Origin of the sequence: Nocardioides sp. AX2bis (assembly GCF_902506435.1) — a bacterium.
In the GTDB taxonomy this organism is placed as follows: Bacteria; Actinomycetota; Actinomycetes; order Propionibacteriales; family Nocardioidaceae; genus Nocardioides.
This window is the reverse complement of record NZ_LR733215.1, coordinates 3,504,462-3,526,649: the sequence shown is the minus strand read 5'-3', so window position 1 is coordinate 3,526,649 and position 22,188 is coordinate 3,504,462. Positions and strand designations below refer to the sequence as shown.

Sequence of the window (22,188 nt, the reverse complement as noted above, 5' to 3'; positions counted from 1 at the left end):
CCCCATGACGCGAGGCACGACCCCCACCACCGCGGACGCCGCGAACGACACCCAGCCCTGGGTCTCCTTCGTCGGCACCGGCCCCGGCGACCCCGACCTGCTCACCGTGCGCGCGATCAGCGTGCTCGGTGACGCCGACGTCGTGGTGACCGAGGTCCCCGAGCACGAGGCGCTCGTCGCGGCGCTGCTCGGCGCCGGCGAGGACGTCCCCGAGGTCGTCGACGGCGGCTTCGGCGAGGACGGCCAGCCGCTGACCCACGCCGCACGGGCCAAGGTGGTGCTCAAGCACGCCAAGCGCGGACGCCGCGTGGCCCGGCTGATGGTCGGCGACCCGTTCCTCTACGCCTCCGGGCCCGAGGAGGCGCAGGCCTGCGTCAAGGCCGGCATCGGCTTCGAGGTCGTGCCCGGCGTCTCCTCGGTCTCCGCGGTCCCGGCCTACGCCGGCATCCCGCTGACCACCAAGGACCGCCGCGCGGTCTCGGTCGTGACCTGCGGCGGCAAGGTCGACTGGAGCCGCTACGCCGGCGACGACACGCTGGTGCTGCTCTCCGGCGTCGGCACCATCGGCGACACGGCCGCCGAGCTGGTGGCCGCGGGACGCGACCCGCGTACGCCCGTGGCGATCACCCGGGTCGGCACCACCACCGAGCAGGAGACGCTGACCTCCACCCTCGAGCACGTCGCCGCGGACGTCCGCGCCACCCGGATCGCCCCGCCGGCGGTCATCGTGATCGGTGACGTCGTCGACCTGCGCGACACGCTGTCGTGGTTCGAGACGAAGCCGCTGTTCGGCTGGCGCGTGCTGGTGCCCCGCACCAAGGAGCAGGCCGCGACCCTGTCGACGCGTCTGCGCGGCTACGGCGCGGTGCCCGAGGAGGTGCCGACCATCTCGGTCGAGCCGCCCCGCAACCCGCTGCAGATGGACAAGGCCGTCCGCGGCCTGGTGGAGGGCCGCTACGAGTGGATCGTCTTCACCTCGGTCAACGCGGTGAAGGCCGTCCGCGAGAAGTTCGAGGAGTACGGCCTGGACGCCCGCGCCTTCTCCGGCCTCAAGATCGCCTGCGTCGGTGAGAAGACCGCCGCCTCGGTGGCCACCTGGGGCCTGCGGGCCGACCTGGTGCCCTCGGGCGACCAGTCGGCCGCCGGGCTGCTGGAGGACTGGCCGGAGTACGACGAGACGCTCGACCCGATCAACCGGGTCTTCCTGCCCCGCGCCGACATCGCCACCGAGAACCTCGTGGCCGGCCTGGTCGACCTCGGCTGGGAGTGCGACGACGTGACCGCGTACCGGACCGTGCGCGCCGCGCCGCCGCCGGCCCCGACCCGCGACGCGATCAAGACGGGCAAGTTCGACGCGGTGGTCTTCACCTCCTCCTCGACCGTGCGCAACCTGGTCGGCATCGCGGGCAAGCCGCACCCCTCGACGATCATCGCGGTGATCGGCCCCGCGACGGCCAAGACCGCCGAGGAGCACGGGCTGCGCGTCGACGTGATGTCGCCCAAGCCCGACGTCGGTGTCCTGGCCGACGCGCTCGCCGACTTCGGCGCGACCCGGCGCTCCGGCCTGCTCGAGGAGGGCGTGGCCGTCACCCGGCCGTCGGAGCGCAAGCCCGCGGCCCGACGCAAGGCGACCTCGTCGTCGTGACCGGCGGGCTGCCGGAGGGTGCGGGCGTGCCGGTGGTGCGCCCGCGCCGGCTGCGGACCACCCCGGCGCTGCGCCGGATGGTGGCCGAGACGTCGCTCGAGGCACGGCAGCTCGTGCTGCCGGTCTTCGTGCGCGAGGGCCTCAGCGAGCCGGTGCCGATCGGCTCGATGCCCGGCGTCGTCCAGCACTCCCGTGACTCCCTGCGCCGGGCGGCCGCCGAGGCCGCCGAGCTCGGGCTCGGCGGGCTGATGCTCTTCGGCGTGCCCGAGCACAAGGACGCCGTCGGCTCCGGCGCGACCGATCCCGACGGGGTCCTCAACCGTGCCATCACCGACGTCGTCGGCGAGGTGGGCGAGGCGCTGACCGTGATGAGCGACCTGTGCCTCGACGAGTTCACCGACCACGGCCACTGCGGGGTGCTCACGCCCGACGGGCGCGTCGACAACGACGCGACCCTCGTGCGGTACGCCGAGATGGCCCGTGCCCACGCCGCTGCCGGCGTCGACATGGTCGGGCCGAGCGGGATGATGGACGGTCAGGTCGCGGTCGTGCGCGCCGCGCTCGACGGCGCCGGGCACACCGACGTCTCGGTGCTGGCCTACTCCGCGAAGTACGCCTCGGCCTTCTTCGGACCGTTCCGCGAGGCCGTCGGGTCCTCGCTCCAGGGCGACCGGCGGACGTACCAGCAGGACGCCGCCAACGCCGTCGAGGGCGTGCGCGAGGCCCGGCTCGACGTCGCTGAGGGCGCCGACCTCGTGATGGTCAAGCCGGCCCTGGCCTACCTCGACGTGCTGCGCCGCGTGCGCGACGCCGTCGAGGTCCCGGTCGCGGCCTACAACGTCTCGGGGGAGTACTCCATGCTCGAGGCGGCCGCCGAGCGCGGCTGGATCGACCGCGAGGCCGCCATCCTGGAGACGCTGACCTCGATCCGACGGGCCGGGGCCGACGTGGTCCTGACCTACTGGGCGGCCGAGGCAGCCCGGCTGCTCGCGCACCGCTGACGGCCCCCGGAGCTGTTACTCATCTGTTGAACAGGTGTGTCTCGCCAGGGGTGGGTGGCCGGTCCGCCCGGTCGTACCCTTGACCTTGTCGGGAGGGGCCGGGGGGCCCTGATCGATGATCGGAATCCGGGGGGATTCCACGAACACCGAGAGTGATGCCTCCGCCGGGGGGTGGATGCGCATCATGATCAAGCAAGAACCCGTTTGAGCGAGCCGGGGGGCCCGCTGAGACGGGTTCTTTGCACGTCTGGCCCTGGTGGACGAGCCGCCGGGCCGCGGACGTCATACGAGCTGCGGTCGGGCCGAGCGTCGCGGCGGATGACGTCCCGCGCCCGCGGGGCGGCCCGCCGAGCCGACCCGGACGCATGAGACGCACGAGACCCCCGTACGGCAGCTGCCGTACGGGGGTCTCGGTCGGTCCGGGGACCGGGTGGGTCAGGGGTTCACCAGGTCCTCGACACAGGCGGCCAGCTTCGCGACCTCCAGAGCTCCGATGCCCGAGGCCAGGCACTGCGCCGTCGCCTCGGCCTTGGTCAGCGTCTCCTCGACCGGGCCGGCGCCGCCGCCACCTCCGCCGCCGCCGGTGCTGCCGCCACCGCCACCGCCACCGGTGCCGAGGGCGTCGTCGACGGCACCGCCGAGGTCGCCGAGGCCGCCGCCACCGGTTCCGCCGCCGCCCGTCGCAGGGGGAGTGACCGGGGTGGAGCCACCGTCGCCAGAGTCGGGCGGGGTGGTGGTCGAACCGCCGCCGTCGGTCGTCGAGCCGCCGGTCGAGGCCTCGGGCGGGGTGCTGCTCGAGCCACCGCCGCTCGGGGTGCTCGGCGCCACGGGCTGGAACTGCCGCTGCGTCGGCGGGACCGGGGGCGCCGGGGCCGGGGCGATCGGCTCGGAGGCGGTGGTGCCGGTCGGGACGCTGGTGAAGTCGCCGCCGAGGTAGGACTCCATCACCGAGATCACGAGGTCGACGTAGGAGTTGCTGTTGTTGTAGCGGAACACCGCGGCCCGCTGGCCGGGGCGCTCGGAGAGGTCGTCGGGGCCCGAGCAGAGGTAGACGCCCGTGGCCAGGGCCGCGTCGTCGATGTCCTGCGGGTTCCGCTCGCCGTCGCCGTCGGCGTCGACCCCGACCACGGCCCAGGTGGAGGGGATGAACTGCATCGGGCCCACGGCCCGGTCGAAGCGCTGGTCGTCGTCGAACTGGCCGGCGTCGGTGTCGGTGATCCGCGCCGTGCCGTTGCTGCCGGTGAGCGGGACGCCGTAGATGCCGGGCGTGGCCAGGCCCTCGTCGTCGAGCACGTTGCCGCCGTAGCGGCCGTGGTCGGACTCGACCCGGCCGACGGCGGCGATCAGCTGCCACGGGATCGAGCAGGACTCGTCGGCGGCGTTCACGACGGTCGCGGCCCGCTGGTAGGCCGCCAGGGCGGCCGAGGGGATGTCGTTGGTGGAGGCGTTCTGCACCGCCGCCTCACGCCCGCCCAGGCCCAGCCCACCGGAGCGGCTGGGCGACGACAGGCTGGCCGGCGCCTCGATGGCCTGCTCCGGCAGCGTCGACCCGTCGGGCAGCGAGCCCGGCTTCGGCAGCGCCTGCTGCCCGTCGACGGTCGTCAGGGCGGCCTGCGGCGAGGCGAGACTGGCGGTGACGGCCGCGGAGAGCAGCGCCAGCGGCAGGATCGCCGTGGCACGCTGCAGCCGGCGGCGGCGGGGGTCGGACATGCACAACTCCTCGGTGGACGCAGACCTCCCACAAGGCCTGACAGGTGACACAACGCACAAGTGACCGTCACGTTACGCGTCGGTAGGTCCCAGCGGGACCCCTCTGGGCAGATCGGGCGAACACTCGTCCTCCCAGTACGACGTGCTGGTCCGGCGTCGAGCCGGGTGTGACGTGCCCGAGACCACCCCCGTGCGGTTTGGGTGGCGTTGCGTGGCGCGGGAGGATGGGGAGGTGCCCTCTGCCACGCCGTCCAGCACGCCGTCCGCCGCGCCCGCCTCCGAGGCCCTGTTCGAGCGAGCCCGGGCGGTCACGCCCGGCGGCGTGAACTCGCCGGTCCGCGCCTTCGCCGCGGTCGGGGGCAGCCCCCGCTTCATCACCTCGGCCCAGGGAGCGTGGCTCACCGACGCCGACGGCAACGAGATGGTCGACCTGATCTGCTCGTGGGGGCCGATGCTCCTGGGCCACGCCCACCCCGAGGTCCAGGCCGCCGTCCAGGCCGCGGTCGCGCGCGGGACGTCGTACGGCGCCCCGACCGTGCCCGAGGTCGAGCTGGCCGAGGAGATCGTGTCCCGGGCGCCGGTGGAGAAGGTCCGCTTCACCTCCTCCGGCACCGAGGCCTCGATGTCGGCGATCCGGCTGGCCCGCGGCTTCACCGGGCGCGACGTCGTGGTGAAGTTCGCCGGCTGCTACCACGGCCACGTCGACGCGCTGCTGGCCTCGGCCGGCTCCGGGCTGGCCACCTTCGCGGTCCCCGGCACGCCCGGCGTGCCGACCTCGGCCACCGAGCTCACCCTCGTGCTGCCCTACAACGACCGCGCGGCCGTGACGGCCGCCTTCGCCGAGCACGGCGACCGGATCGCCTGCCTGGTGACCGAGGCCTCGCCCGGCAACATGGGCGTGGTCCCGCCCGAGCCCGGCTTCAACGAGTTCCTGTCCCGCACCTGCGCCGAGCACGGCGCGCTCTTCGTCTCCGACGAGGTGATGACCGGCTTCCGCGCCAGCCGCCAGGGCTACTGGGGCATCGACGGCGCCGTCGAGGGCTGGACGCCCGACCTGGTGGTGATGGGCAAGGTCATGGGCGGCGGCTTCCCGGCCGCGGCCTTCGGCGGCCGCGCCGACGTCATGTCGCGCCTCGCCCCGGAGGGGCCGGTCTACCAGGCCGGCACGCTGTCGGGGAACCCCGTCGCCACCACCGCCGGGCTGACCACGCTGCGACTGGCCACCGACGAGGTCTACGACCACCTCACGAAGGCCGGCGAGGTCGTCAAGGCCGGCGTCACCGAGGCCCTCGACGCCGCCGGCGTCGCCCACGCGGTGCAGTCCGCCGGCACGATGTTCTCGGTGTTCCTCACCGAGGGCCCGGTGCGCGACTTCACCGAGGCCTCCCGCACCGACGCCGCGGCCTACGGGGCCTTCTTCCACGCCATGCTCGACCGCGGCGTCTACCTGCCGCCGTCGGCCTACGAGGCGTGGTTCCTCTCCGCCGCGCACGACGACCGCGCGATCTCGACGATCCTGGCCGCGCTGCCCGACGCCGCCCGCGCCGCGGCCGCCGCCCAGGACACCGCCGCCGCCGCCGCCGCCGGGGGACGGGCGTGAGCGCCCCGGCGCCGGGCACCACCCGGACCGTCGTGCACCTGCTGCGCCACGGTGAGGTCCACAACCCGCGCGGGGTGCTCTACGGCCGCCGCGACGGCTTCCACCTCTCGACCCGCGGCCTGGCGATGGCCGACAAGGTCGCCGAGGCGCTGGGTCACCGCGACATCGTCCACCTGCGCGCCTCCCCGCTGGAGCGGGTGCAGGAGACGATCGCGCCGCTGGCCGCCGCGCGCGGCCTCGCGGTGCGCACCGACGAGCGGGTCATCGAGTCCGGCAACGTCTTCGAGGGCGAGCGGTTCGGCAACGGCCACAACGCGCTCAAGGACCCCCGCACCTGGCGGCACCTCTACAACCCGTGGCGCCCGTCCTGGGGCGAGCCCTACCGCCTGATCGTCGGCCGGATGATGGCCGCGATCCACGACGCCCGCCGCGAGGCGCTCGGCCACGAGGCCGTCGTGGTCTCCCACCAGCTGCCGATCTGGACCACCCGGCTGCACGTCGAGGGCCGGCCCTTCCTGCACCTGCCGAAGAACCGGCGCTGCACGCTGTGCTCGGTCACCTCGCTGCACTTCGACGACGAGCGGCTGGTCACGCTGACCTACTCCGAGCCGGCCGCCGACCTGATCCCGGCCGCCGAGCGCGCCCAGGCCTTCTCCTCCGGCGGCACCTACCAGGCCCCGGGCGAGGGTGGGCGATGAGCCGCGCCCCCGGTCGTGCCCGGCGTGCCGCGCTGCTCGCCACCGTCGCCGCGGCCCCGCTGCTGCTCGCCGGCTGCAGCGGGCTCGAGGGCACCGGCGACCTGCAGTACGTCGGCGGGATGGGCAACGTCGTCGAGATCCCCGAGGCCGACCGCGGTGAGCCGGTCGAGCTGAGCGGGGAGTCGATCCAGGGCGAGCCGCTCGACCTCGCCGACAGCCGCGGCGAGGTCACCGTGGTCAACGTGTGGTGGTCCGGCTGCGGGCCCTGCCGCTCGGAGATGCCGATGCTGGTCGCGGCGGCCGACGAGCTCGACGCGACCTTCGTCGGGATCAACACCCGCGACCCCGGGCTGGGCACCGCCGAGGCCTTCGAGAAGGAGGTCGGGGTCACCTACCCGTCGTTCTACGACGACACCGCCGCGCCCCTGCTGGCCTTCCCGGCGCCCTACCAGCCGCAGTCGATGCCGAGCACCGTCGTCCTCGACGAGGAGGGCCGGGTCGGCGCGCTGTTCAGCGGCGAGATCCCCTCCGCGCTGACGCTGGAGCAGGTCGTCGACGGGGTGCGCACCGATGGCTGAGTGGTTCACCCAGCAGGCCGCGGCCGGATCCCTGGCCCTGGCCCTCCCGGTGGCCCTGCTCGCCGGCCTGGTCTCGTTCTTCTCGCCCTGCGTCATCCCGCTGCTGCCCGGCTACCTGTCCTACGCCACCGGCCTCTCCGGCGCCGACCTGGCCGACGGCAAGGCCGCCGACCACCGCGGCCGGATGCTCCTGGGCTCGCTGCTCTTCGTCCTCGGCTTCGCCGCCGTCTTCGTCTCGATCGGCGCCGCCTCCGGCGCGCTGGGCCAGTGGCTGCGCGAGTACCAGCGCGAGATCACCGTCGTCTCCGGCGTGGTCATCATCGTGCTCGGCCTGGCCTTCGCCGGGCTGGTCCCGGCGCTCCAGCGCGAGTGGCGGGTCCACAAGGTCCCGGCCGTCGGCCTGGCCGCGGCCCCGCTGATCGGGATCATCTTCGGCCTCGGCTGGACGCCCTGCATCGGGCCCACCCTCGGCGTCATCCTGACCCTGTCGGTCAACGAGGCCACCGCCGCCCGCGGCGCGCTGCTCTCCGGGGTCTACGCCGTCGGGCTCGGCATCCCCTTCGTGATCGCCGGCCTGGCCTACCGCCGGGCGCTCGGTGCGGTCTCCTTCGTCCGGCGCCACCAGGCGTGGGTGACCCGGATCGGCGGGCTGATGCTCGTCCTGGTCGGTCTCGCCCTGGTCACCGGCGCCTGGGACCAGCTGGTCACCTGGGTCCAGATCCAGCTCGTCAGCGACTTCGAGGTGAGCGTGTGAGTACCGACGTCGAGCAGACCCAGCCCGCGGCCGGCTCCCAGCCGGAGCCGCCGCAGGCGCCGCCCGCCCGCCGGCCCGGCGAGCTCGGGATCCGCGAGATGGGCCGGTGGTCGTGGCGCCAGCTCACCTCGATGCGCACCGCGCTGGTGCTGCTGCTCCTGCTGGCGCTGGCCGCCGTACCGGGGTCCGTCGTCCCGCAGGACTCGGTCGACTCCCTGGCGGCGTCGCGGTGGCGCGACTCCCACACGACGCTGGCGCCGATCTACGAGCGGCTCGGGCTGTTCTCGGTCTACGACTCGCCCTGGTTCTCCGCGATCTACCTGCTGCTGGTCGTGTCGCTGATCGGCTGCATCGTCCCGCGCACGTTCGTCTACTGGCGCGGTCTGCGTGCGAAGCCGCCGGCCGCCCCGCGCAACCTGGCCCGGCTGCCCGAGCACGCGGCGTACCGCGTCTCCGCCTCCCCGCACACCGTCCTCGAGGACGCCCGCCGCGAGCTGCGCCGGCGGCGCTACCGGGTCCGCGTCGACGACGACGCCGGGCCCGAGGGCGGCTGGGTGGCCGCCGAGCGGGGCTACCTGCGCGAGGCCGGCAACCTGCTGTTCCACGTGTCGGTGATCGTGGTGATGGTCGGCTTCGGGCTCGGGGGGCTCTTCGGCTACCAGGGTGGCGTGATCGTCATCCAGGGCACCGGGTTCGCCAACAACCTCTCGCAGTACGACGACTTCAACCCCGGCTCGCTGTTCGACCCCACCGACATGGAGCCGTTCTCCTTCACCCTCGACGAGTTCAGCGCGGAGTGGATCGAGTCCGGCGCCGGGCGTGGGATGGCGCGCGGCTTCCAGGCCGGCCTGACCTACCAGGAGAGCCCGGACGCCGAGACGGAGCAGTACGACCTCCGGGTCAACCACCCGCTCTCGATCGGCGACACCGACGTGTTCCTGATCGGGCACGGGTACGCCCCGGTGATCACCGTGCGCGACACCGAGGGCGAGGTCATGTACTCGCAGCCGGTCGTCTTCCTGCCCCAGGACCAGGGCCTGCTGTCGTACGGCGTGGCGAAGTCGACCCTCTCGGAGCCCGACGTCGGGCTCGAGGGGCTCTTCTACCCGACCTACGTGATGATCGACGGCGACCCGGTCAACGTGATGGGCGACGACCGCAACCCCACGCTGTCGATGGAGGTCTTCGCCGGCGACCTCGGTCTCGACGACGGCTCGCCGCAGTCGATCTACGTGCTGGACAAGGACGGCGCCCCGAAGGTCACCGAGGAGGACGGGTCGCGCTACCGGCTCGACCTGCAGCCCGGTCAGACCGCCGACCTGCCCGACGACCTCGGCTCGGTCACCTTCGAGGGCGTCGAGCCGTGGACCCGGGTGCAGATCAGCCAGACCCCCGGCAAGGAGATCGCGCTGGCCGGCGTCGTGCTCGCGCTGATCGGCCTGCTGGGCTCGCTGTTCATCCGCCCGCGCCGGATCTGGGTGCGCGCGCGGAAGGCTGACCAGGGCGGTGGGAGCATGGTGGAGGTGGCCGTGCTGCGCCGCTCCAGCGCCGGGCCCGAGCCCGACGACGAGGACGCGGGGCCGGACGAGCTGGACAAGCTCGTCGCCGCCCTCGGAGGACCCGCGGACGGCACCGCCCGCGGCGCAGGACGAGCTGGACGTGCAGGAGAGGACGAGTCGTGAGCGACACCGCATGGGAGATGCTCTCCAACCAGGCCGTCGGGGCCGCGGGGATCGTGTACTTCCTCGCGCTGCTGGCGCACCTGGTCGAGTGGGCCGCGCTCCGCCAGCCCGGCGCCGTGGAGGCCACGCGCGCCACCGCGAGCACGACGGGCGCCGGGAGCACCGCGAGCGCCGCCCGTGCGGCCGGGGGAGGCGTCGCCGTCGCGACCGGCCCCCGCAACGGGGCGGGCGACACCGGCCAGGCGTCGTACCGCGTCGCGCTCTTCGGGCGCCTCGGCCTGCTGCTCACCGTGGTCGCGCTGGTCGCGCACGGGATCTCGCTGGTGGGCCGCGGGATGGCCGCGGACCCCAACCGCGTGCCCTGGGGCAACATGTACGAGTTCACGCTGGCCGGCACCTTCGTGGTCGCGCTGATGTACGTCGTGGTGCGCCGTCGCTTCCGGCTGGACTGGATGGCCCCGCTGGTCGTCGGGTTCGTGCTGGCGGTGCTGATGGTGGCCGTGATCTGGCTGCACAGCCCGGTCGCGCCGCTCACCGAGGCGCTGAACTCGTACTGGCTGGTCATCCACGTCGTCTCCGCCGTGATCGCCACCGGCGCCTTCACCCTCGGCGGGCTGCTCTCGCTGATCTACCTGGTCAAGGAGCGCCGCCCCGACGCCACGACCGGCCTGCTGGGCCGCGCGCCGTCGCTGGCGCGGCTGGACTCCACGTCCTACCGGATCCACGCCTTCGCCTTCCCGGTCTGGACCTTCGCGGTCCTGATCACCGGCCCGATCTGGGCGCACGAGGCCTGGTCGCGCTACTGGAACTGGGACCCCAAGGAGGTGTGGGCGTTCATCACCTGGGTCGTCTACGCCGCCTACCTGCACGCGCGCACCACCGCCGGCTGGCGTGGGCGCAAGGCGGCCTACCTGGCGCTGCTGGGCCTGGCCACGCTGTGGTTCAACTTCATCGGCATCAACTACTTCTCCACGACGAGCCAGCACTCGTACGCCGCCCCGGCCCTGGTCGGCCCGGCCGAGCCGGGCGCGGTGGTCGCGGGCGACGGCGACCCGGGACCACGCCTGCTGTAGCCCCGACGGGCCGGGCGCCAAGCGCGATCCGGGCGCCGCGCGCGCTGTAACGCTGTGTTACTTCGTCTGGTGCGGCGCCGTGACGACGCGGATTCAGATGGTCGTAGCAACACCTGAGCAGAGGTGTTGTAGATGGCGAAGCGTTACGTCTCCTACGAAGAGCGCGATGAGTTCTTCGAGTTGTTGTGTTCGGGCCTGTCATTAGACGCGGCTNCACGCCCCCGGCCCGTCTGCTTTTTGTTTTTTCTTTTTTTTTGTGGCGTTTGCTATTCAGCTCGCGCAGGATGTCGTCGTCGTCGTCCGGGCTGCGTGGTGCCGGGGGACGCGGGCGGCTCGGGCCCTGGGGGCCCTTCGGGCGGCCGGGCAGGTTGCCGCGTCCACCGCCGCTGCCGCCGCCGGAGCCGGGAGTGCCCGGCAGACCGCGCTCCTGCACCAGCCGGACGAGGAAGTACGTCGCGACGGCGAAGAGGATGAGCACGATCAAGAACTTCACCCCTCCATCGTAGGGCTCTCCTGGTGACGACCTAGGGTGGTCACGTGAAGGAGCTCCTGGTCTACACCGCGCTGCGGCTGGTCCTGCTGGCGGCGTCGTTCGGCATCGTCGCCGGGCTGTGGATCGCGGTCACCGGCGGAGTCAGCGTCTTCTGGTGCCTGGTGATCGCGTTCGTGATCAGCGGCATCGGGTCCTACTACGTCCTCAACCCGCAGCGCGAGGCCTTCGCCCGCCGCGTCGAGGAGCGGGCCAGCCGCGCGACCGCGCGGTTCGACGAGATGAAGGCCCGCGAGGACCGCGACTGACGGGTGGGTCAGCGACGCTTCTTGCGCTCGATCTGCGAACGGACGCGGGTCTCGGACTGACCAAGGACCTTGGCCATCAGCGGGACGCGGTACTTGTAGGCCGCGAACGCGGCGACGAGGACCAGGACGACGATGAGGAAACCCATGCCGCGAGCCTACGTCGCGAGCACGAGCGGGACGGCGACGAGCAGCGCCCACACCAGCTCGGCCTTGCCCGTGCTGCCCAGGACCGGGATCAGCCCGGGCCCGGTCGCGCCGCCGAGCACGACCCGGCAGGCCGGGCCGGCCACCGCCAGGAACCCCAGCCCGAGCAGCGCCCACCAGGTCGTGGCGGCGGCCACCGCGACGACCGCGACCGCGGCCAGGCCGACCAGCAGGACGTAGAGGCCACGCGTACGGGCGTCGCCCAGGCGCACGGCCAGGGTCCGCTTGCCGGCCACGGTGTCGGTCGGGATGTCGCGCAGGTTGTTGGCCACCAGGATCGCGCAGGCCAGCGCCCCGATCCCGGTGCCGGCCGCCCACGCGGCGGCGGGGAGACCCTCGACGAGGACGAAGACGGTGCCGACCACCGCGACCAGGCCGAAGAACACGAAGACCATCACCTCACCGAGGCCGAGGTAGCCGTACGGCGTCGCCCCGCCGGTGTAGAACCACGCGGCGGCGACGCTGAGCACCCCGACGACCAGCAGCCACCACGACGCCAGGGCGGCCAGCACCAGGCCCGCGACCCCGGCCACCCCGAAGGCCAGGAACGCGGCCCGCTTGACCGCGCCCGGGGTCGCCGCGCCGGAGCCGACCAGGCGCATCGGCCCGACCCGGTCGTCGTCGGTGCCGCGGATCCCGTCGGAGTAGTCGTTGGCGTAGTTGACCCCGACCTGCAGGGCCAGGCTGACCACCAGGGCCAGCAGCGCGCGCAGCGGCGACAGGTCGTCGAGACCCCCGCCCCGGCTCGCGGCCTCGGCCGCGGCGACGCCGACGCCGGCGACCACGGGGGCCAGGGCGGCGGGGAGCGTACGAGGCCGCGCACCCGCGGTCCACTGGGCCATCGTCGTCACGGGCCGATCCAAGCAGGTCGCTCAGGACGGGGCGGGCGCCGACCCGCTCGGGTGCCCTCGCCGGCACGGCGCAGGGCTAGCGTGCCTCGCGTGACCGCCGCCCCCACCACCGACGACCTCCGGGCCTGGCTGGACGCCGCCGACGAGCCGCCCCCGCTGGTCGTCGAGACGTCCGGCTCGACCGGCCGGCCCAAGCGGGTGCTGCTGCCCCGCCGCTCGGTCCTGGCCTCGGTGCGGGCGACCGGGCGGCGCCTGGGCGGGTCCGGGCCGTGGGTCCAGGCGCTGCCCGAGGCGTACGTCGCGGGGCTGATGGTCCGCCTGCGCTCGCTGGTCGCGGGGCACGAGGCGAGCCCGGTCGACGCCGGGTGGCCCGCGGGCGACGGCTGGTACACCTCGCTCGTGCCGACCCAGCTGCTCCGGCTGCTGGAGCGTCCCGACGAGGTCGCGGCGCTGCGCCGGGCCCGCACCGTGCTGCTCGGCGGCGGGCCGGTCGACGCCGGCCTGCGCGAGCGCGCCGCGGACGCCGGGGTCCGCGTCGTCGCGACGTACGGCATGGCCGAGACCTGCGGAGGATGCGTCTACGACGGCCGGCCGCTCGACGGGGTCGCGGTGGCGCTGGGCGCCGAGGGGCGGGTACGCCTCGGCGGGCCGACGCTGTTCGCGGGCTACGAGCACGACCCGGAGCAGACCGCCGCGGTGCTCGTCGACGGGTGGTTCCTCACCGCCGACGCCGGCCGCCTCGACGAGGACGGCCGCCTCCAGCTGCTCGGGCGACTCGACGACATGGTGGTCAGCGGCGGCGTCAACGTGCCCGGCGCCGTGGTCGCGGCACGGCTGCGGGCACACCCGGACGTGCGGGCGGCCGAGGTCGTCGGCGTCGACGACCCGGAGTGGGGCCGGCGGGTCGTGGCCGTGGTCGCCGGTCGGCTGCCGCTGGAGGAGGCCCGGGACTGGGTCGCCGCCGAGCACCCGCGGGCCTGGGCGCCGCGGGCGCTGGTCGAGGTCGACGAGGTGCCGCTGCTGGCCAACGGCAAGACCGACCGGCTCGCGGTCCGCCGGCTCGTCGAGGAGCGGGTCGAGGAGCAGGTCGACGAGCGGGGGAGCGGACGATGAGGGTGTTCTCGGTGCCGATGCGGGTCCGCTTCCGCGGCATCACGGTCCGCGAGGGCGTGCTGCTCGAGGGCGCGGCCGGCTGGGGGGAGTGGAGCCCCTTCCTGGAGTACGCCCCCGCCGAGGCCGCCGCCTGGCTGCGCGCCGCGCAGGAGGCCGCCGACGGGGACTGGCCCGCGCCGGTGCGCGACCGGGTCCCGGTCAACGTCACCGTGCCGGCGGTCGGGCCGGAGCAGGCGTACGCGATCGTCCGCGCCGGTGGCTGCCGCACGGCCAAGGTGAAGGTGGCGGAGCCGGGGCAGACCCTGGCCGAGGACGAGGCGCGGGTCGAGGCGGTGCGGGCCGCGCTGGAGGTGGACGGGCCCGGCGGGCAGGTCCGGGTGGACGCCAACGGCGCCTGGGCGGTCGACGACGCGGTGCTCGCCGTCCGGCGCCTCGACCGGGCGGCCGGGGGGCTGGAGTACGTCGAGCAGCCCTGCGCGAGCGTCGAGGACCTCGCCGCGGTCCGTCGCCGCGTCGACGTCCGGGTCGCCGCCGACGAGTCGATCCGCCGCGCGGCCGACCCGTACCGGGTGCGCGACCTCGAGGCCGCCGACGTCGCCGTGCTCAAGGTCCAGCCGCTCGGCGGGGTGCGGGCCTGCCTGCGGATCGCCGAGGACATCGGGCTGCCCGTCGTCGTCTCGTCGGCGCTGGAGTCCTCGGTCGGGATCGCCGCGGGCGTCGCGCTCGCCGCCGCCCTGCCGGAGCTGCCGCACGCCTGCGGCCTGGCGACCGTGCAGCTGCTGGGGCGCGACGTCGTCGCCGACCCGTTGCTGCCGGTGGACGGCGCGCTGCCCGTCGTACGCCCGGCGGTCGACGTCGCCGCGCTCGAGGCCGCCCGGCCGGACCCCGACCGGGTGCGGCACTGGGAGCAGCGGCTGGCCGACGTGCGTGCCCTCGCGGCTGCCGAGGTACTCGGGCAGGATCGGGACGCATGAGCCCCTCCACGCGGCTGGCCCGCGACGTCGTCACCGCGCTGGTGACCCACGGCGTCACCGAGGTCGTGCTCGCGCCCGGCTCGCGCAACGCCCCGCTCGCCTTCGCGGTCCACGACGCGGCGACCGCCGGGCTGCTGCGCCTGCACACCCGCGTCGACGAGCGCTCGGCCGCCTTCACCGCGCTCGGGATGACCCGGGTCGGGGCGCGTGCGGCCGTGGTGTGCACCTCCGGCACCGCCGTGGCCAACCTGCACCCGGCCGTGCTGGAGGCCGCCCACGCCGGGGTGCCCCTGGTGGTGCTGACCGCCGACCGGCCGGCCCGGCTGCGGGGGACCGGTGCCAACCAGACGACCGACCAGGTCGGCGTCTTCGGGCGGCTGGTGGCGACCCACGACCTCGCGGCGGACACCGCCCCCGACGCCGAGGCCGTCTGGCCCACCACGGCGGACCCGTACGCCGTGGTGCACCTCAACGTCCAGCTCGACGACCCGTTGGTGCCCGAGGACCGCTGGGTGCCCGGCCCGGCCGTGGTCGCGCCCGGGCGGACCCGCCGCCCGTGGGGCGAGGTCAGCGACCTGCTGCCGCTCGGGCCGCGCACGGTGGTCGTCGCCGGCGACGACGCCGGTCCGCCGGCGCGCACCCTGGCCGAGCAGGCCGGCTGGCCGCTGCTGGCCGAGCCGTCCAGCGGCTCGCGCACCGGCACGCACGCGCTGCGCTGCTACCGGCTGCTGCTCACCACGCCGCTGGCCGCCGAGGTCGAGCGGGTCGTCGTCGCCGGGCACCCCACGCTGTCGCGGCCGGTGCAGCAGCTGCTGGCGCGCGCCGACGTCGAGGTGGTCGACGTCGGGGCGCGCGGCGTCTGGCCGGCCCGCCCGTACGCCGTCGACCGCCGCTGCGAGGGCGGGCGGCCCGGGACCGACGGCGCCGACGACCCGGCCTGGCTGGAACGCTGGCGCGCGGCCGACCGGGACGTGTCCCGACGCCTGGACGCGCTGCTGGCCGCCGAGCCGGCCCTGACGCCGTGGGAGGTGGCCGGGGCGGTGAGCCGGGCCGTACCGCCCGGCGGGCTGCTGCACGTCGGGGCGTCGAACCCGGTGCGCGACCTCGACCTGATGGTCGCGCCCTACGCCGTCGGTGACCGACGGATGGTCGTGGCCAACCGCGGCCTGGCCGGCATCGACGGCGTGGTGTCGTCGGCGATCGGCTCCGCGCTGGGGCGTCCCGCGACGACCCGGGCGTTCGCCCTGATGGGCGACGTGACCTTCCTGCACGACAGCAACGGCCTGGTCCTCGGCCCCGACGAGCCGCGCCCGGACCTGCAGCTGGTGGTGGTCAACGACGACGGCGGGTCGATCTTCGCGACGCTGGAGCAGGGCGGCCCGGACCACGCCGCCGTCTTCGAGCGGCTCTTCGGCACGCCCCACGGCGTCGACCTCGCCGCGCTCTGCGCCGCGACGCGCACCCCGCACTGGCGCGTCGACAGCCTGCCCGAGCTGGAGCAGGCGCTGGCCTCGCCCAACGGCGGGATCGAGGTCGTCGAGGCACGGGTGGGCCGCGCCGACCGGCGGGTGCTCGACGAGCGGGTCCGGGCGCTGGCCACGGAGGGCTGAGGCGCCCGGGACGTCATACGGCCCGCGCCCCGGCCGGGCGTACGCGGTGATGACGTCCGGGGGCCACGGACCGGTCGGCTGCGCGCTCCGGGAATGCCGGGGCGCCCGGGGGCGATGATGTCTGCGTGGAGATCGCGCTGTTCCTGATCGGCCTGGCGGTCGGCGTCCTGGTGGTGACCGGGGTGGCCGAGCGGATCGGCGTCCCCGCACCGTTCGTGCTGATCGTGGTCGGCGCCGCGGCGTCGTACCTCCCGGGACTGCCCGAGGTGCGCCTCGAGCCCGACGTGGTGCTGATCGGGCTGCTGCCGCCGCTGCTGTACGCCGGGGCGATCTCGACGTCGCTGGTGGAGTTCAACGCCAACCGCAGACCGATCCTCCTGCTCTCGGTCGGCCTGGTCGTCTTCACCACCGTCGGCATCGGCGCGCTCGTGCACACCGTCGTCCCCGGCATCGCGTGGCCCGCGGCGCTGGCGATCGGGGCGGTCGTCGCCCCGCCGGACGCGGTGGCCGCGCTGGCCATCGGGCGCCGCGTGGGGCTCCCGCGGCGGGTGCTGACCATCCTCGAGGGCGAGTCGCTGCTCAACGACGCGACGGCCCTGGTCGCCCTGCGTACCGCGATCGCGGCCGGCGCCGCGGGTGCGTCGGTCTCGGCGCTCGACGTGGGGCTGGACTTCCTGCTCGCCGCCGGCGGCGGCGTGCTCGTCGGCGGGCTGCTGTTCATGCTCGTCGCGCGGGTGCGGCGCCACGTCACGGACCCGGCGATGGACACCGCCATCTCGTTCGTGGTGCCGTTCGCGGCCTACGTCCTCGCCGAGGAGCTGCACGCCTCGGGCGTCCTGGCCGTCGTGGTCGCGGGGCTGCTGCTGGGCCACAAGGCGCCGGTGCTCCAGACGGCGCAGTCACGGATCGCCGAGCGCACCAACTGGCGCTCGGTGGCGTTCGTGCTGGAGAACGTCGTCTTCCTGCTGATCGGCCTGCAGCTGCGCTGGATCCTCGACGACGTCGAGCAGAGCGCGCTGCCGCTGGGCCGGATCGTGGCGGTGTGCCTGCTGACGCTGCTCGCGGTGATCCTGCTGCGGCTGCTGTGGGTCTTCCCGGCCCGCTACCTGCTGGTGCGCCCCGGGCCGGACACGGCGACCGGGCACAAGCCCGGGTGGGCCTCGACCTTCCTGCTCGGCTGGGCCGGGATGCGCGGGGTGGTGACCCTGGCGGCCGCCTTCGTCATCCCCGAGGAGACCGAGCACCGCGAGGTGCTGCTGCTGATCGCCTTCACCGTCGTGGCCGGCACGCTGCTGATCCAGGGGCTGTCGCTGCCGTGGTTCGTGCGTCACCTCGACGTGCCGGTCGCCGACCCGCTCGACGACGCGCTGGCCCGGGCCTCCCTGCTGCAGCAGGCCTCGAAGGCCGGGTTCACGGCGCTGAAGGAGGCCGAGACGGAGGTGCTGCGCGACAACCCGCACGGGGTCGTCGACGCGGTCAAGGACCGGATCGAGCGCCGCAACTTCGCGGCCTGGGAGCGCCTCAACACCACCGCCGACGAGGAGAGCCCGAGCGAGCTCTACTCCCGGCTGCGGCTGGCGATGATCGACGCCGAGCGCCGACGGGTGCTCGAGGTCCGCTCGTCCGGGACCGTCCCCTCGGGCGTGGTCAGCGAGGTGCTGGCGATGCTGGACGTCGAGGAGTCGATGCTCGACGTCGCCCAGGAGGCCCGTGACGACGAGCGGGCGGCCGCCTTCGCCGGGACGGGCTCCGGCTCCTGCGCCCACCTCGCGACCGCGCCCGCGGTGGTCACCGCCGACGGCCCGGTCTGCGACGACTGCGAGCCGGACGAGCGCTGGGTCGCGCTGCGGGTCTGCCTGACCTGCGGCCACGTCGGCTGCTGCGACTCCTCGCCCCACCGGCACGCCACGGAGCACTTCCACGAGAGCACGCACCCGGTGATGCAGTCGGCGGAGGCCGGCGAGCAGTGGCGCTGGTGCTTCGTCCACCACGTCACCGGCTAGCCGATATGGCGCTCGCGGACAGCCGAGGTGACGCTCGCGGACAGTCGAGGTGACGCTCGCGGACAGTCGAGGTGACGGTTGCGGCGCGAACGCCAGGCCACCCCGAAGGGGTCCGTAGCGTCGGCAGCCCGACGTACCCCTGAGAGAGGCACCACCATGGACCTGGGCATCACCGGCCGTACCGCGCTCGTCACCGGCGGCGACTCCGGCATCGGGTGGGAGACCGCCCGCATCCTGCTCGACGAGGGCTGCACGGTCGTGCTGAGCGACATGGACCAGGACAGCCTGGACGAGGCCGCCGCCAAGCTCGACGCACCCGAGGGCCGGCTCCACGCCGTTGCCGCCGACCTCTCGACCGACGAGGCCGCGCAGCAGCTGGCCAAGGACGTCGCCGAGCTGGTCGGCGACATCGACATCCTCGTGCAGTCCGCCGGCATCACCGGCGCGCAGGGCCTCTTCCACGAGATCGACGACGCCGGCTGGGTCGAGACGATCAACGTCGACCTGCACGCGCCCGTACGCCTGACCCGCGCCTTCATCGAGCCGCTGCGCCGCGGCGGGTGGGGCCGGATCGTCTACCTCACCTCCGAGGACGCGGTGCAGCCCTACGACGACGAGCTGCCGTACTGCGCGGCCAAGGCGGGCGTGCTGTCCTTCGCCAAGGGCCTCTCGCGCACCTACGCCAAGGAGGGCCTGCTGGTGAACTGCGTGTCCCCGGCCTTCATCCACACCCCGATGACCGACGCGATGATGGACAAGAAGGCCGAGGCCGAGGGCACCGACCGCGACACCGCGATCGAGGGCTTCCTCGAGAACGACCGGCCGTACATGGAGCTGGGTCGCCGCGGGAAGCCCGTCGAGGTCGCCAACGTGGTCGCGTTCCTCTGCTCCGACCTCGCCAGCTTCGTCAACGGTGCGGACTACCGCGTCGACTCGGGCTCGGTCGCCACGATCAACTGACGTCCGGGCGCTGCGGGCACCACCGGGGTGTCCGCAACCGTCATCTCGAGGCGCCGCGAGCGTCATCTCGGCTGTCCGCGAGCGTCATCTCGGCGAGAGGGCGTCCTCGAGGGTGCGGGGGGCGCGGGAGGTGACGCGCTCGACGTCGCCGGTGACCTCGGCGCAGGAGCCGTCGGCGATCGCCGTGTAGGTCGAGACCCAGGCGTCCAGCTGGTACTCCTCGGCGTCGGGGTACGCCGCGCGGCGCGAGGCGTACGCCTCCTCGACCGTCTCCTCGACGTAGGACAGGTCGCGGCCCAGCACCGCCCCCGCCCGCCGGGTCACCTCGGCCATGGTCAGGGCCTCCGGCCCGGTCAGCACGTAGGCGGCCCCGGCGTGCTGGTCGGGGGACCGCAGCACCTCGGAGGCGACGTCCGCGACGTCGGCGCGGGCGACGGCCGCGACCCGGCCCTCACCGGCCGGCCCGCGGACCACGCCGGCGGGGTCGGCGAAGAGCGGGAGCACGTCGAGGTAGAAGTTGTCGCGCAGGAACGTGTACGCCATCCCGCTCTCGCGGATCGCCTCCTCCGCGTCGGCGTGGTCGCGTCCGAGGGTGAAGGTCGCCTCCGGCGAGGCGCCGGCGAACGAGGTGTAGACGACGTGGCGCACCCCGGCCTCGGCCGCGGCGGCGATGAAGGTCCGGTGCTGGGCCCGTCGGTCCGGGGCCTCGGCGGCCGAGACCATCAGCAGGGTCTCCACCCCGCGCAGCGCGGCGACCGAGGCCTCGCGGTCGTCGTAGGTGCAGACGCGGACGTCGGTGTCGACGTCGGGCGCCCTCGCCGCGTCGCGCACCAGCAGCCGCAGGTCGAGGCGGAAGTCGCTGCCGGCCAGCTGCTGCGTGACCAGCCCGCCGATCGCGCCGCTGGCGCCGGTGATCGCGATGGTCCGGGTCGAGGAGTGGTTCATGGGGTCCCAACCCCGACCCCGCCGGCCTTGTTCCGTCCTACGGTGGGCGCATGCGGATCACCAAGCTGGGTCACGCCTGCGTACGCCTCGAGCAGGAGGGCGTCGCGCTCGTCCTCGACCCGGGGGTGTTCACCGACCCGGGCGCCGTGGACGGCGCGACCGGCGTCCTGGTCACCCACCAGCACCCCGACCACCTCGACGTCGCGAACCTGCGGGCCACCGACGCCCCGATCTGGACGATCCCGGCCGTGGCCGAGCAGCTGCGCGCCGAGGCGCCCGACGTCGCCGAGCGGGTGACGGTCGTACGCCCCGGCGAGTCGTTCGACGCGGGCGTCCCGGTGCGCGCGGTCGGTGCCCTCCACGCGCTGATCCACCCGGAGATCGACCGGTTGACCAACTGCGGCTACGTCGTCACCGGCGACCTCACCGTCTTCCACCCCGGGGACGCCCTCACGCGACCGGGCGGCGAGGTCGACGTCCTGTGCGTGCCGAGCTCGGCGCCGTGGCTGCGCTCGGCCGACGCGGTCGACCTCGCCCGCGCCGTCGGCGCGCCCCGCAACCTCGCGATCCACGACCGGGTCTACTCCGAGGCCGGCCACGGCTTCTTGGCAGCACAGATGGAGGCGCTGCTGCCCGAGGGGCAGGAGTACGTCCGCCTCGCCGACGGCGCCGACCTCTGAGGCCGGGCACGACCTAGCTGCCGAGCGCGTCCCGCACCGGCACCAGCTTGGCCTGCGACTCGGCCAGCTCGGCCTCGGGGTCGGAGGACGCCACGACCCCGCAACCGGCGTAGAGGCGCACGGTGGGCCCGTCGACCGTGGCGGCACGCAGCGCCAGGCCCCACTCGCCGTCGCCGGCGGCGTCGATCCAGCCGACCGGCCCGGCGTAGCGGCCCCGGTCCAGGCCCTCGACCTCGTCGATCAGGGCGGTGGCGACGACGGTCGGCGTGCCGCCGACGGCCGCGGAGGGGTGCAACGACTCCGCCAGCCGCAGCGACGAGACGGTGGCGGCGTCGTGCACGACGCCGTTCACGTCGGTGGCCAGGTGCATGACGTTGGGCAGGTGCAGCACGAACGGGGCCTCGGGCACGCTCATCGAGGAGCAGTGCGGCTCAAGCGCGTCGGCGACCGACCGGACGGCGTACTCGTGCTCCTCGAGGTCCTTGCTCGACCGCGCGAGCGTGGCCGCGAGGGCCAGGTCGCGGTCGTCGTCGCCGGTGCGACGGATCGTGCCGGCCAGCACCCGGGAGGTGACCAGGCCGCGCTCGCGGCGCACCAGCATCTCGGGGGTGGCGCCGAAGAGGCCGTCGACGTGGAAGGTCCAGCACATCGGGTACGACGCCGCGAGCCGCCGCAACGGCCAGCGCACGTCGACCGGCTCCTCGGCGGTGGCCACCATGTCGCGGGCCAGGACGACCTTCTCCAGGTCGCCGGCGGAGATGCGCCGGACGGCCTCGGCCACGACCGACATCCACTCCTCGCCGTTGCGGGACCCGTCGGCGAAGACCACGCCGAGCGGCGGGCCGGGTGCGTCGGTCGGCCGGGGCACGGCCGGCCGGTCCTCGTCGGGCGTGCCGACCGTGGTCAGCCAGGCGCGGTCGCCCCGGCGTCCGACGACCACGCGGGGCACCACCAGCACCGAGTCCCCGGGCTCGTCGGCGAAGCCGAAGCTGCCGAAGGCGACCATGCCGGAGCCGGGCTCCTCGACGTCGTCGTGCACCTCGGTACGCGCGAGCAGCTCACTCCACCACTTGTCGGCGTCGGCGAAGCGGGTCGCGCCGCTGGTGCGGGTCGCCGCGGCCCGGCCCCAGCCCACGAGGCCGTCGCCACGACGCAGCCAGGCCACGGCCTCCTCGCGGGGCAGGAGGTCGACCAGCACGTCGACGTCACCCGGGTCGAGAGCCGTGGTGCGGGCGACCCAGGGTCCCTGGGGCTCGACCTCCTGGCTGCTGCTCACGTCCCCGAGCGTACCCAGCGCACCCCCTCCCCC

The 22,188-nt window shown here is 74.5% G+C and carries 21 protein-coding genes; 15 read left to right on the top strand and 6 right to left on the bottom strand.

The genetic code is table 11. From position 1 onward, the window contains the following. The first annotated feature begins 4 nt into the window (after positions 1–4). Together GV155_RS16920 and hemB are read left to right on the top strand one after the other, a co-directional pair. Positions 5–1,645: a uroporphyrinogen-III synthase gene (locus GV155_RS16920; RefSeq protein ID WP_160009851.1), complete on the top strand. Its 1,641-nt coding sequence runs from the start codon at positions 5–7 to the stop codon at positions 1,643–1,645. Next, on the top strand, positions 1,642–2,646 hold the full coding sequence (gene hemB / locus GV155_RS16915) for a porphobilinogen synthase (protein ID WP_268892609.1): 1,005 nt from the start codon (positions 1,642–1,644) through the stop codon (positions 2,644–2,646). Before GV155_RS16920 ends, hemB begins: the two co-directional genes overlap by 4 nt. A gap of 435 nt (positions 2,647–3,081) precedes the next feature. On the opposite strand, the gene GV155_RS21010 is transcribed toward hemB, so the two are convergent. Then, on the bottom strand, positions 3,082–4,356 hold the full coding sequence (locus GV155_RS21010; RefSeq protein ID WP_268892608.1) for a lytic transglycosylase domain-containing protein: 1,275 nt from the start codon (positions 4,354–4,356) through the stop codon (positions 3,082–3,084). Between the two features lie 232 nt (positions 4,357–4,588). Here GV155_RS21010 and hemL point away from each other — a divergent pair, with 232 nt between their 5' ends. From hemL to ccsB, 6 genes are read left to right on the top strand one after another with little or no spacing between them, the layout of a single operon-like run. Then, on the top strand, positions 4,589–5,956 hold the full coding sequence (hemL, locus tag GV155_RS16905) for a glutamate-1-semialdehyde 2,1-aminomutase (RefSeq protein ID WP_160009849.1): 1,368 nt from the start codon (positions 4,589–4,591) through the stop codon (positions 5,954–5,956). Next, on the top strand, positions 5,953–6,654 hold the full coding sequence (locus GV155_RS16900) for a histidine phosphatase family protein (RefSeq protein ID WP_160009847.1): 702 nt from the start codon (positions 5,953–5,955) through the stop codon (positions 6,652–6,654). Before hemL ends, GV155_RS16900 begins: the two co-directional genes overlap by 4 nt. Continuing rightward, a complete protein-coding gene (locus GV155_RS16895) occupies positions 6,651–7,232 on the top strand; it encodes a TlpA family protein disulfide reductase (protein ID WP_160009845.1) in 582 nt (193 codons plus the stop codon). Before GV155_RS16900 ends, GV155_RS16895 begins: the two co-directional genes overlap by 4 nt. Beyond that, positions 7,225–7,986, top strand: coding sequence for a cytochrome c biogenesis CcdA family protein (locus GV155_RS16890; protein ID WP_160009843.1), 762 nt, complete (start codon positions 7,225–7,227; stop codon positions 7,984–7,986). Before GV155_RS16895 ends, GV155_RS16890 begins: the two co-directional genes overlap by 8 nt. Then, a complete protein-coding gene (gene resB / locus GV155_RS16885) occupies positions 7,983–9,668 on the top strand; it encodes a cytochrome c biogenesis protein ResB (protein WP_236554387.1) in 1,686 nt (561 codons plus the stop codon). The genes GV155_RS16890 and resB overlap by 4 nt, the downstream gene beginning before the upstream one ends. Further along, the gene (gene ccsB / locus GV155_RS16880; protein ID WP_160009841.1) at positions 9,665–10,741 is read left to right on the top strand and encodes a c-type cytochrome biogenesis protein CcsB; all 1,077 of its coding nucleotides are present in this window, start codon (positions 9,665–9,667) and stop codon (positions 10,739–10,741) included. The genes resB and ccsB overlap by 4 nt, the downstream gene beginning before the upstream one ends. 214 nt (positions 10,742–10,955) lie before the next feature. Here the strand turns inward: ccsB and GV155_RS20845 are convergent. Next, on the bottom strand, positions 10,956–11,234 hold a 279-nt coding region (locus GV155_RS20845), incomplete at its 3' end, for a hypothetical protein (protein WP_236554386.1). 44 nt (positions 11,235–11,278) lie between these two features. On the opposite strand from GV155_RS20845, the gene GV155_RS16875 reads away from it, so the two are divergent. Further along, positions 11,279–11,539 (top strand): DUF4229 domain-containing protein, encoded by a 261-nt coding sequence (locus GV155_RS16875; protein ID WP_160009839.1) that lies wholly within the window; start codon positions 11,279–11,281, stop codon positions 11,537–11,539. 8 nt (positions 11,540–11,547) lie between these two features. Here GV155_RS16875 and GV155_RS20515 read toward each other — a convergent pair whose 3' ends face one another. Further along, positions 11,548–11,685 carry a hypothetical protein gene (locus tag GV155_RS20515; RefSeq protein ID WP_201300217.1) on the bottom strand — a complete coding sequence of 46 codons (138 nt, stop codon included), beginning with the start codon at positions 11,683–11,685 and terminating at the stop codon, positions 11,548–11,550. 9 nt (positions 11,686–11,694) lie between these two features. Then, positions 11,695–12,585: a 1,4-dihydroxy-2-naphthoate polyprenyltransferase gene (locus GV155_RS16870; protein ID WP_201300350.1), complete on the bottom strand. Its 891-nt coding sequence runs from the start codon at positions 12,583–12,585 to the stop codon at positions 11,695–11,697. A gap of 99 nt (positions 12,586–12,684) precedes the next feature. Between GV155_RS16870 and GV155_RS16865 the strand changes: the two genes are divergently transcribed. The 5 genes from GV155_RS16865 to GV155_RS16845 all read left to right on the top strand — a co-directional run bounded on the left by GV155_RS16865 (position 12,685) and on the right by GV155_RS16845 (position 19,254). Continuing rightward, complete coding sequence (locus tag GV155_RS16865) at positions 12,685–13,707, top strand: AMP-binding protein (RefSeq protein WP_160009835.1); 1,023 nt, start codon at positions 12,685–12,687, stop codon at positions 13,705–13,707. Continuing rightward, positions 13,704–14,681: an o-succinylbenzoate synthase gene (locus GV155_RS16860; RefSeq protein WP_160009833.1), complete on the top strand. Its 978-nt coding sequence runs from the start codon at positions 13,704–13,706 to the stop codon at positions 14,679–14,681. Before GV155_RS16865 ends, GV155_RS16860 begins: the two co-directional genes overlap by 4 nt. After that, positions 14,678–16,291 carry a 2-succinyl-5-enolpyruvyl-6-hydroxy-3-cyclohexene-1-carboxylic-acid synthase gene (menD, locus tag GV155_RS16855; protein WP_160009831.1) on the top strand — a complete coding sequence of 538 codons (1,614 nt, stop codon included), beginning with the start codon at positions 14,678–14,680 and terminating at the stop codon, positions 16,289–16,291. Before GV155_RS16860 ends, menD begins: the two co-directional genes overlap by 4 nt. A 125-nt stretch (positions 16,292–16,416) precedes the next feature. Continuing rightward, positions 16,417–18,294, top strand: coding sequence for a Na+/H+ antiporter (locus GV155_RS16850; RefSeq protein ID WP_160009829.1), 1,878 nt, complete (start codon positions 16,417–16,419; stop codon positions 18,292–18,294). A gap of 156 nt (positions 18,295–18,450) precedes the next feature. Further along, on the top strand, positions 18,451–19,254 hold the full coding sequence (locus tag GV155_RS16845; RefSeq protein ID WP_160009827.1) for an SDR family NAD(P)-dependent oxidoreductase: 804 nt from the start codon (positions 18,451–18,453) through the stop codon (positions 19,252–19,254). Between the two features lie 84 nt (positions 19,255–19,338). On the opposite strand, the gene GV155_RS16840 is transcribed toward GV155_RS16845, so the two are convergent. Continuing rightward, positions 19,339–20,199: an NAD(P)H-binding protein gene (locus GV155_RS16840; protein WP_160009825.1), complete on the bottom strand. Its 861-nt coding sequence runs from the start codon at positions 20,197–20,199 to the stop codon at positions 19,339–19,341. Between the two features lie 50 nt (positions 20,200–20,249). Here GV155_RS16840 and GV155_RS16835 point away from each other — a divergent pair, with 50 nt between their 5' ends. Further along, complete coding sequence (locus GV155_RS16835) at positions 20,250–20,879, top strand: MBL fold metallo-hydrolase (protein WP_160009823.1); 630 nt, start codon at positions 20,250–20,252, stop codon at positions 20,877–20,879. 13 nt (positions 20,880–20,892) lie between these two features. Here the strand turns inward: GV155_RS16835 and GV155_RS16830 are convergent, their stop codons facing one another. Continuing rightward, on the bottom strand, positions 20,893–22,155 hold the full coding sequence (locus tag GV155_RS16830; RefSeq protein ID WP_160009821.1) for an isochorismate synthase: 1,263 nt from the start codon (positions 22,153–22,155) through the stop codon (positions 20,893–20,895). Positions 22,156–22,188: the final 33 nt, after the last annotated feature.